The 8,369-nt window shown below is 63.4% G+C and carries 13 protein-coding genes; 6 read left to right on the top strand and 7 right to left on the bottom strand.

The window, feature by feature from the left end; all coding sequences use genetic code 11:
- The first annotated feature begins 337 nt into the window (after window positions 1-337).
- A complete protein-coding gene (locus JQ575_RS43130; protein ID WP_212039217.1) occupies window positions 338-727 on the top strand; it encodes a ClpXP protease specificity-enhancing factor SspB in 390 nt (129 codons plus the stop codon).
- Window positions 728-737: 10 nt separating this feature from the next.
- Here JQ575_RS43130 and JQ575_RS43135 read toward each other — a convergent pair whose 3' ends face one another.
- From JQ575_RS43135 to JQ575_RS43150, 4 genes are all read right to left on the bottom strand, one after another.
- Window positions 738-1,556, bottom strand: a complete 819-nt coding sequence (locus JQ575_RS43135; RefSeq protein WP_212039218.1) for a hypothetical protein — start codon at window positions 1,554-1,556, stop codon at window positions 738-740.
- A gap of 9 nt (window positions 1,557-1,565) precedes the next feature.
- A complete protein-coding gene (locus JQ575_RS43140) occupies window positions 1,566-2,354 on the bottom strand; it encodes a 2-keto-4-pentenoate hydratase (RefSeq protein WP_212039219.1) in 789 nt (262 codons plus the stop codon).
- A 69-nt stretch (window positions 2,355-2,423) separates the two neighbouring features.
- Window positions 2,424-2,789, bottom strand: coding sequence for an RNA polymerase-binding protein DksA (gene dksA / locus JQ575_RS43145; protein ID WP_092509290.1), 366 nt, complete (start codon window positions 2,787-2,789; stop codon window positions 2,424-2,426).
- 210 nt (window positions 2,790-2,999) lie between these two features.
- Window positions 3,000-3,611: an NAD(P)-dependent oxidoreductase gene (locus JQ575_RS43150; RefSeq protein ID WP_212039220.1), complete on the bottom strand. Its 612-nt coding sequence runs from the start codon at window positions 3,609-3,611 to the stop codon at window positions 3,000-3,002.
- Window positions 3,612-3,732: 121 nt separating this feature from the next.
- Between JQ575_RS43150 and JQ575_RS43155 the strand changes: the two genes are divergently transcribed.
- Window positions 3,733-4,104 carry a helix-turn-helix domain-containing protein gene (locus JQ575_RS43155; protein WP_212039226.1) on the top strand — a complete coding sequence of 124 codons (372 nt, stop codon included), beginning with the start codon at window positions 3,733-3,735 and terminating at the stop codon, window positions 4,102-4,104.
- 27 nt (window positions 4,105-4,131) lie between these two features.
- Here the strand turns inward: JQ575_RS43155 and JQ575_RS43160 are convergent, their stop codons facing one another.
- Entirely contained in the window at window positions 4,132-4,545 is a 414-nt protein-coding gene (locus JQ575_RS43160; RefSeq protein ID WP_192740236.1) for a flagellar assembly protein FliX, read from the bottom strand.
- 264 nt (window positions 4,546-4,809) lie between these two features.
- Here JQ575_RS43160 and JQ575_RS43165 point away from each other — a divergent pair, with 264 nt between their 5' ends.
- From JQ575_RS43165 to JQ575_RS43180, 4 genes are all read left to right on the top strand, one after another.
- Complete coding sequence (locus JQ575_RS43165; protein ID WP_212002388.1) at window positions 4,810-5,934, top strand: flagellar basal body P-ring protein FlgI; 1,125 nt, start codon at window positions 4,810-4,812, stop codon at window positions 5,932-5,934.
- Window positions 5,934-6,284: a flagellar assembly peptidoglycan hydrolase FlgJ gene (gene flgJ, locus JQ575_RS43170; protein ID WP_212039221.1), complete on the top strand. Its 351-nt coding sequence runs from the start codon at window positions 5,934-5,936 to the stop codon at window positions 6,282-6,284. The genes JQ575_RS43165 and flgJ overlap by 1 nt, the downstream gene beginning before the upstream one ends.
- Window positions 6,285-6,300: 16 nt before the next feature.
- Window positions 6,301-6,792: a hypothetical protein gene (locus JQ575_RS43175; protein ID WP_212039222.1), complete on the top strand. Its 492-nt coding sequence runs from the start codon at window positions 6,301-6,303 to the stop codon at window positions 6,790-6,792.
- A gap of 142 nt (window positions 6,793-6,934) precedes the next feature.
- On the top strand, window positions 6,935-7,312 hold the full coding sequence (locus tag JQ575_RS43180; protein ID WP_212039223.1) for a hypothetical protein: 378 nt from the start codon (window positions 6,935-6,937) through the stop codon (window positions 7,310-7,312).
- A 25-nt stretch (window positions 7,313-7,337) separates the two neighbouring features.
- On the opposite strand, the gene JQ575_RS43185 is transcribed toward JQ575_RS43180, so the two are convergent.
- Window positions 7,338-7,703 (bottom strand): hypothetical protein, encoded by a 366-nt coding sequence (locus JQ575_RS43185; RefSeq protein ID WP_212039224.1) that lies wholly within the window; start codon window positions 7,701-7,703, stop codon window positions 7,338-7,340.
- A gap of 20 nt (window positions 7,704-7,723) precedes the next feature.
- A complete protein-coding gene (flaF, locus tag JQ575_RS43190; RefSeq protein WP_212039225.1) occupies window positions 7,724-8,089 on the bottom strand; it encodes a flagellar biosynthesis regulator FlaF in 366 nt (121 codons plus the stop codon).
- Between the last annotated feature and the right edge of the window lie 280 nt (window positions 8,090-8,369).

The raw sequence follows: 8,369 nt of genomic DNA on the forward strand, positions 1-8,369 counted from the left end.
GTGTGCAGCCTACTTAGTGCAAACCGCACACGGGACCGCGGGTGCAGCGCGCACCCGGTCTTCCCTGCGCCCTCTTATTTCGAGGGCAAGGAGATTTCTGGCAAAGCTCGGGCGCAATGCGTCGCGAGAACGCGGAAGTGCATCCACTCGTCATTGCGAGCGCAGCGAAGCAATCCATCTATCCCCCGAGTTGAGGCATGGATTGCTTCGCTTCGCTCGCAATGACGGCTCCTGTGACCTCCCGCACGTTCGAAGCGCCGCTGGCCCACCGGATTGAACCCATGTGCACTCCGAGGTCACTGACGCATGAAACAGTGTGACAACGCGAGACGGACCAATGCAGGCCACAACGAAAAAAGCAGGAATCCTGTTCGCCGTGCTGGCGACCATGTTCACCGCATCCCGCGCAGTGGCGGCCGAACCCTGCAGCACGACGCCGGCGCGTTTCAACATTGCCGAGACGCTGTGGCACGCGGCCGAAGAACATCCAGTCCATGTCACCTTCACGACCCGGACCGAGGGCGTGAAAATGCCGGGGTATCTCCTGGAAAAATATCCGAACGAGATGACCGTCGTCCTGCAATATGAATTCGGCAAGCTGAACGTGAAGGACGACCGCTTCGAAGTGCTGGTGTGGTTCAAGGGGTATCCGGAACGTTTCGTCGTCCCGTTCAACGCCATCAAGGCGTTCTATGACCGCACCGAATTGAAGTGTTCGGGTAGCTGATGAGATCCGTTCACTCAGGCGTGGCGCGGCGGATCAATGCGCAGAGCCCGGTCATGCGGGCGATCGGATGCTCGACGAACAACCGGCACGATTTCAGCACGCCCGGAAGTGCGTCCGGCGGCGTCGCAGGCTTCAAATGCGGCGCCAGCATCGCGCCATGCGCATGCCCGAGCGCGCGTGTCGAACGCGTCAGCGCGTCGAGACGGCCGTCGGCTTGCAGCGGCACCAGCATGGTTCGCACCAGCGCCAGATACGCCGGCCAGTACGCCAGATGCCGATACATGCTCGCAATCAATTGCGGTTCGGTGTCCTCGCCGAAACCGTTCAATTCGCCAACCAGCCGCGCCACCTCGGGATCGAGCGCGTCCATCGGCGGCAGTTCCGGAATCTTGACGCCGGAGGGCGGGGCTGCGGAGCTGGCGGCCGTGACTGCAACGGCCGGGCGCGGTTCGAAATGCGCGAGCAACGCCGACAGCACGGTCAGCGCCAGCGCGTTGGTATGTTGATAGCTGTCCAGCACGTTACGGATGACGGCCTGGTCGGATTGATCGATGCCGGCGGCGAACAACGTGTCGGCGGAAAATCCGGGCAGGTCGGGCAAGGCGATCGTGCGCCTGACGGACTCGGCATGCAGCGGTGCGGCGCCGAGATAAAGCGGCCGCACCAAAGCCCAGGTCCAGGGCAGCGCGCCCGGCATGGTCGCGAGGTTGCGCCAGATCAGATTGACGACGCTGGTGCCGAGCACCTCTCGGATGTCGGCGAAGATCTCGGCGATTTCACCGCGCGCGTCGGCTTCGAGAATCGAGGGAACGCTCTCCTGCCCTGGCATGATTCCCGCTCAGTCCCGAAAGCTCGCCGCCACCGTGCCGAGCCCGTCGAGCTCCATCACCACGCTGTCGCCGGCATTGAGCCACACGGTCTTGACCAGGCTGCCGGTGAGCACGATCTGCCCGGCGTGCAATCCTGTGCCCTCCTCGGCCAGATGATTGGCGAGCCAGGCCAGCGCATTATGCGGATGCCCGAGCACGTCAGCGCCGGTGCCGCGCCCGACTTCGGTGTCGTTGACGATCGCTCGGCCGACCACCTCGAGCAGATTGGGCGCCGCGGTGCGCGCGACCGCCTGGCCAAGCACGCAGCCGGCGGCGAAGAAATCATCGGCCACCAGCGTGGGCGCGCCCATGGTTTCCCATTTGGCGTAGCGGTCGTCGACGATCTCGATCGCGGGGTGATAGGCCTCGATCGCCTCCATCACCCACTCCGCCGTGAACGGCGCTTCCGACGGCGAAAGATTTCGCGCGAGCCGGACTGCGATCTCGCATTCGACGCCGACGCGGACGTAATCGCCGAAGCGCAGCTTGGCGCCGGACTCATGCACGCCCTTGGCGAACACGCCGCCGCCGCAGGGATGGGGGATGTCGAGATATTGCTGCATCACTGCGCTGGTGCAGCCGATCTTGTAGCCGACGAGGCTGCCTGTCTGCGGCAGCAGCAGATCGTGGACCGCGCGCTGAACCTGGTAGCCCTCGGCCTCGTCCTGCGGCACGAGTTCGCTCGAAAGCGCGGCCAGCGGCGAACGGCTGCGGCGGGCGCTTGCGATGCGCTTGGCGGCCGCGAGAATTTTGTCCATCGGCGGCAGCTCTCTCGTTGCAATCCGGCAATGCCGACCGCGCGGTGCGATCAGATGCCGGAGGTTACTCTACTCGTCCCGGTAAACCTTTTCACGCTTCTCGTGACGCTCCTGCGCTTCCACCGACAGCGTTGCGATCGGGCGGGCTTCCAGCCGCTTCAACGAAATCGGCTCGCCGGTCTCTTCGCAATAGCCGTAGGTGTTGTCTTCGATACGCTGCAGCGCCGCGTCGATCTTGGAGATCAGCTTGCGCTGGCGGTCCCGGGCGCGCAGCTCGATCGCGCGATCGGTTTCGGAAGAGGCGCGATCAGCCAGATCGGGATGATTGACGTTCTCTTCCTGGAGCGTCTGCAGGGTGATCTTCGATTCCCGCAGGATCTCGTCCTTCCACGCCAGCAGCTTGGCGCGAAAATAATCGCGCTGGCGGTCGTTCATGAAAGGCTCTTTTTCGGAGGGTCGATAATTCTTCAACTTTTCCAATGTCAGCCTATCTACAAGTGCAAGGCGGAACAGAAAATCGTCCGTCCGCGCGCGCCTTATATAGCGGCGAGTTGTGACAGACAATATCGGCCCTGCGGCAAGCAAGGCCGCCCCGGAGCGCATACACAGACAAAACTGTGCACCGCAGCGGGGCAGCCCGCTTGGTCAGTAACCGACGGTAAAACGCTGCCGGAGGTGGGCCGGACGCTCGATTTCGTCGGCGAGTGCAACTGCGAAGTCCTCGAAGGAAATCCAGCTTTTGCCGTCGGACGCGGTCAAAAGCTGGTCGGTCCCGAGCCGGAACTTGCCCGTCCGCTCGCCAGCCGTGAACAGGGCCGAGGGCGACAGGAAGGTCCAGTTCAGCTCCTTTTCCTGCCGCAGCAGGTCGAGAAAGGCGCCGCCCTTCTCGGCCTCTGCCTTGTATACCACGGGAAAACTTGGCGTCGTGACCAGCCGGACGCCCGGCGCCACCTCGAGGCTGCCGGCGCCGCCGACCACGAGGTAGCGGCCGACCTTCGAATCACGGGCGGCGCCAATCAGCCGGACCGGGTCGCTGTCGAGGAAATGCACCGAGCTGATCGCGGCATCGTGGCCGGAGAACAGCGCGGCCAGGCCGGCCTGATCCTGCACGTCGCCCTGCTTGGCCGTGACGTTGGGCTGGCTCGTGATCTTCTCGGGGTGGCGGGCAATGGCGGTGATGGTGTGGCCGCGGCTGGCCAGTTCGGTGACGATACGCGAACCGGCATTTCCGGACGCGCCGACGACGGCGATCTTCATCTTTGGTCTCCTTGCGATGGGGTGGATGTGGTATCCAATAGTGACTAGATAACGCAAAGAGCGTAGGTGTTAAGAGAGCACTTTGAACTCACCTGATTACGCCGGAGTAACCGCCATGAAAATGAAACCCGACGCCTACGCCGCCAATTGTCCGACCCGCCAGATTCTCGATCGCGTCGGCGACAAATGGGCGGTGCTGATTCTGCTCCTGGTGCGCGACGAGCCGATGCGCTTCAATGCGCTGCGCCGCGCCATCGAAGGCATCTCGCAGAAGATGCTGTCGCAGGTGCTGAAGAGCCTGGAGCGCGACGGGTTGATCAAACGCCGCGTCATCGCGACCGTGCCGGTGACGGTGGAGTATTCGATCACGCCGCTGGGGGCGACGCTGTCGACGGCCGTCGATGCCTTGCGCGATTGGGCCGAAAGCAATCTGAAGGAAGTGCTGAACGCGCAGCGCCGCTACGATGCGCAGCGCAATGCGCTGGCGGCGTGACAGACGGGATGTGAGGAAGCGCGAAGCCTAGAATTTCCCGGCCTTGGCCAGTTCGACTTCGACTCGAAGCTCGATCTCGGCCAAGACGGCATCGAGGCCGGGATCGCCGGAGGAGGATTTCAAATTGGCCGCGGCATCGCGCAGCCGGTTCATGGTGGCGGTGTCGAGATTGCCGGACAGCAGCCCGAGCTTGAGTTCGTCGAGCACGTCGAGCGCACCGCGCCCGCGCGCCACCGACCGCTTGCGGCGCTCGGTCGGATCCTCGACGCCCTGCATCGCCAGCAGCGCGTCGATGCTGCCGGCGGCCTTCGGCGGGGCCGCGGAGCGGGTCTCGTCCGGCGTCGCCGGCGCATCCGGCAGCGAAAAGCCGGTCGAGCTGGTTCGCCGCGTGCTGCTCGCGGGCGATCCAAGCGTGGTGCCGTTCGGTCCGTAGATGCGCATCGTCGTGAATCTCGCCGGTCGATTGCAGGGAGCTTCGCCGCTTTATGGTTAATGCCGCGTAAACGACCCGGCAAAATCTGCCGCCGCGCGGCAGTTTCGCCGGTGCCGCGCGACCGGCCGGATCGCGCACCACCGAACAAAGCATAGCACTTTCAACGGACTAGGCCACCGAAACCGCGTGGCACCGATCTCGCATAGTTAATCGTGGACTACCGTCATGGGAGTGGCGCGTTGTCCGGGAACGACTTCCAGGGGAGCATTGGGATGCCCGGCATCCATACGGCGAGAGTGTTGTTGGTAGGCTGCGCAGCGCTGCTGGCGCTGGCGTTGTCGGCCATGTCCGCAGGCGCGACCTCGCGGATCAAGGACCTCGCCAATATCGAGGGCGTGCGCCAGAACCAGTTGATCGGCTACGGCCTCGTCGTCGGCCTCAACGGCACCGGCGACACGCTGAACAACATCCCCTTCACCAAGCAGTCGCTGCAGGCGATGCTGGAACGCATGGGCGTCAACATCCGCGGCGCCACCATCCGCACCGGCAACGTCGCCGCCGTGATGGTCACCGGCAATCTGCCGGCGTTCGGCACCCAGGGCACGCGGATGGACGTCACCGTTTCCGCGCTCGGCGACGCCAAGAACCTGACCGGCGGCACCCTGCTCGTCACCCCCCTGCTCGGCGCCGACGGCAATGTCTATGCGGTCGCGCAAGGCTCGCTCGCGATCTCGGGCTTCGCGGCGGAAGGCGCCGCCGCCAGCATCACCCGCGGCGTACCGACCAATGGCCGCATCCCCAACGGCGCCATCATCGAGCGCGAGATCGAATTCGCGCTCAATCGCCTGCCCAATGTGCGGCTGGCGCTGCGCAATGCCGATTTCACCACCGCCAAGCGCATCGCCGCGGCCGTCAATGATTTCCTCGGCGTCAAGACCGCCGAGCCGATTGATCCCTCCACGGTGCAGCTGGCGATCCCCGCCGAGTTCAAGGGCAACGTCGTCGCCTTCCTGACCGAGATCGAGCAATTGCAGGTCGAACCCGACCTCACCGCCAAGATCGTGATCGACGAACGCTCGGGCATCATCGTGATGGGCCGCGATGTGCGCGTCGCCACCGTGGCGGTGGCGCAGGGCAACCTTACGGTCTCGATTTCCGAAAGTCCGCAAGTGAGCCAACCCAATCCGCTGTCACGCGGCCGGACCGTGGTGACGCCGCGCTCGAGCGTGTCCGTTTCCGAAGACGGCAAGAAATTCGCGGTCGTGAAAGACGGCGTCTCGCTGCAGCAGCTCGTCGACGGCCTCAACGGGCTCGGCATCGGCCCGCGCGACCTGATCGGCATCCTGCAGGCGATCAAGGCCGCCGGCGCGATCCAGGCCGACATCGAGGTGATGTGATGCAAGGCAGCTTGAACGGCATCAGCAATTCGTACCCGAAATCCACGCTGATCAACGGCCGCAACGATCCGCAGCTGGCCGAGGCCCTGACCAGGATTTCGCCCGAGGCGCAGAAGAAGACCCGCGCCAAGGCACAGGACTTCGAGGCGATGTTCCTGAACTCGATGTTCTCGCAGATGACCACCGGCGTCAAAGGCGAAGGCCCGTTCGGCGATACCACGGGCACCGGCGCCTGGCGCTCGATGCTGACGGATGAATATTCGAAGTCGTTCGCCAAATCCGGCGGCATCGGAATCTCCAACGACGTCTTCCGTACCTTGATCCTGCAGCAAGCCAACCGCGCCGGCTGAGATAGGGAAACCCGACATGAATCAGCGCCCGCAAGCACAGCCCGCCGCAGTTCCGGCACGCGCGATCTCCTCGCCGGCCGAGGCCCGCAAGCTCGCGGAAGACCTGATGGACGTGATGAGCGGGCTGCTCGGCATCATCGAGCGCGAAACCGAACTGGTTCGCGCCGGCAAGATCCGCGAAGCGATGGAGCTTGAAGGCCAGAAGGGTGAGCTGTCGCGCCGCTACATGGTCGCGGTCGAACATCTGAAGAACTCGCAAAAATACCTGGCACAGGTATCACCTGAATTGCTGACCACCCTGCGGCGCCATCACGACACCTTCCGCGCCATGCTGCAGATCAATCTCACGGTGCTTGCGACCGCGCATGCGGTGTCCGAAGGCATCGTGCGCGGCGTCAACACCGAGATCCAGCGCCGCAATATCCCCAACACCTATACGGCGAGCGGCCAGCGCGCGACGCCAGGGCCGCGCAACATGACGCCGCTCGCGGTGAGCCGCTCGCTCTAAACATCTAAAATTTTCGACAAACTCGCGCCCCCGTATAAGCACGGGATTCAGCGCGTTCCCTAACACCGTGTTGAAGGGTGGGAAGTTATATTGCGGTTTGAGAGGGGTTGGGATTTGACTCGAAGCAAGCCTGGAGGCTGCCATGAGTACGGATTTCAACATCAAACCGGTGGGGGCACCGGTTGCCGCGCCGATTGTTCAACCGATCAGCGAGGCTGCGCATAATGCGGTCGCGACCGAACTGCCGGCGCCTCAGAGCGTCGCGGCGGCGGACGCCGGCGCACGCAGCAGCGATTCCCGCGCGGTCCACATTTCGATTTCGAATCCGTCCGTCTCCAACCAGGTGGTGTTCGATCGCGACGCGCGAGCGGTCGTGTATCAGGTCGTCGACAACCGGACCAGCCAGGTGGTGAAGCAATTCCCCGAGGAAGCGGTGCTGCGCCGCCGCGCCTATTTCCACGCGCTCGATCTGACCAGGGACGCGCCGACGCGGCTGCTCGCCACCGACGTCAAGGCATGATTGAAAAAGCTTTGAGGAATTCCGCTCACTTGCTCTGCGTCGCATAGGCGGTATCGAGCATCGTTCCGCCGGTTGCCGGGTCGGTGACGACGTTCTTGATGACCGCTGTTCCGACCTTGGTCACCATGAATTTCGTGTCACCGATCCGGAACGCATTGTCCCTGATCAGAACGTCCGCGTATTTGTTGGTGCCGCCGCTCTGGTAGTGGACCTTGGCGCGAAACCCCGTGACGTTCGTGACCGTAAACTTGAATGACTTGTTGTCGGCGTATTTTCCGGTCCAGCTGCCCTGATAGAGCGTGGGATCGACCGGCACATACGGCGTCTTGGACGGAACCGCCAATCCCACGGTCTTGTAGTTGGCCGACAGGATGCTGAAAACGTCAGCCACGATCGCGCCCCCTTAGCCGGTCAGCCGCGGCCCGAAAGGCCCGCAGCCAGGTTGCAGTTGATGTCGATCAGCGAGTTCAATTTGGCCGGATCCGGATTCATCTGCATCTCGATGGTCTGCTTCATCACGAAGACGCCGATATTGGCGATGTTCTGACGAACTTCCATCGGCTGCGGGTTGTCGTTGGTCTCCACGGCGCTCATGAAGATCGACCAAAGCCGGCTGTTGAACAGCAGCGCGTTGTGCATGTTCTTGTCGGGACCAGCCCAGTTGGCCTGAACGTCCTGGAGTTGTCGTGCGGCCTTCAGCAGCGCTTGCGCTTCGATTTCACGGGGAGAGGCTGTCGTTTGTGACGTGCGAGCGTAGGCTTGGGCTGCATTGGACATTAACTGACCTCGATGGGAGCGATTCGCAGAACCGCGGGGCTTGAAAACTGCCCAACTTTCATACAGGTCGCGTCTTTAAATATGGTTAGCTGCGGTTGCCAAATGTGTCCATAAATCGGCGGTAACCGCTACGCCGCCGACTCAAAGGAAAGCGGCGGGGTCTCCCCCGCCGCCCTCGACTTTTCTCTGGTCGCCGCTAGGTCCGCAGGAGCTGGAGCACGCTCTGCTGCGACTGGTTGGCGAGCGCCAGCGCGGACACCGCGATCGACTGGCGGGTCGA

The sequence above is a fragment of the Bradyrhizobium sp. JYMT SZCCT0428 genome (genome assembly GCF_018131075.1).
In the GTDB taxonomy this organism is placed as follows: domain Bacteria; phylum Pseudomonadota; class Alphaproteobacteria; order Rhizobiales; family Xanthobacteraceae; genus Bradyrhizobium.

Bases quoted from the DNA above. Each gene is read 5' to 3' on its own strand.
- dksA (WP_092509290.1), bottom strand. From the start codon at position 2,789: ATGAACGACCGCCAGCGCGATTATTTTCGCGCCAAGCTGCTGGCGTGG.
- JQ575_RS43175 (WP_212039222.1), top strand. From the start codon at position 6,301: ATGAATCAGCGCCCGCAAGCACAGCCCGCCGCAGTTCCGGCACGCGCG.
- JQ575_RS43140 (WP_212039219.1), bottom strand. From the start codon at position 2,354: ATGGACAAAATTCTCGCGGCCGCCAAGCGCATCGCAAGCGCCCGCCGC.
- JQ575_RS43180 (WP_212039223.1), top strand. From the start codon at position 6,935: ATGAGTACGGATTTCAACATCAAACCGGTGGGGGCACCGGTTGCCGCG.
- JQ575_RS43155 (WP_212039226.1), top strand. From the start codon at position 3,733: ATGAAACCCGACGCCTACGCCGCCAATTGTCCGACCCGCCAGATTCTC.
- JQ575_RS43165 (WP_212002388.1), top strand. From the start codon at position 4,810: ATGCCCGGCATCCATACGGCGAGAGTGTTGTTGGTAGGCTGCGCAGCG.
- flaF (WP_212039225.1), bottom strand. From the start codon at position 8,089: ATGTCCAATGCAGCCCAAGCCTACGCTCGCACGTCACAAACGACAGCC.
- JQ575_RS43135 (WP_212039218.1), bottom strand. From the start codon at position 1,556: ATGCCAGGGCAGGAGAGCGTTCCCTCGATTCTCGAAGCCGACGCGCGC.
- flgJ (WP_212039221.1), top strand. From the start codon at position 5,934: ATGCAAGGCAGCTTGAACGGCATCAGCAATTCGTACCCGAAATCCACG.
- JQ575_RS43130 (WP_212039217.1), top strand. From the start codon at position 338: ATGCAGGCCACAACGAAAAAAGCAGGAATCCTGTTCGCCGTGCTGGCG.
- JQ575_RS43160 (WP_192740236.1), bottom strand. From the start codon at position 4,545: ATGCGCATCTACGGACCGAACGGCACCACGCTTGGATCGCCCGCGAGC.
- JQ575_RS43150 (WP_212039220.1), bottom strand. From the start codon at position 3,611: ATGAAGATCGCCGTCGTCGGCGCGTCCGGAAATGCCGGTTCGCGTATC.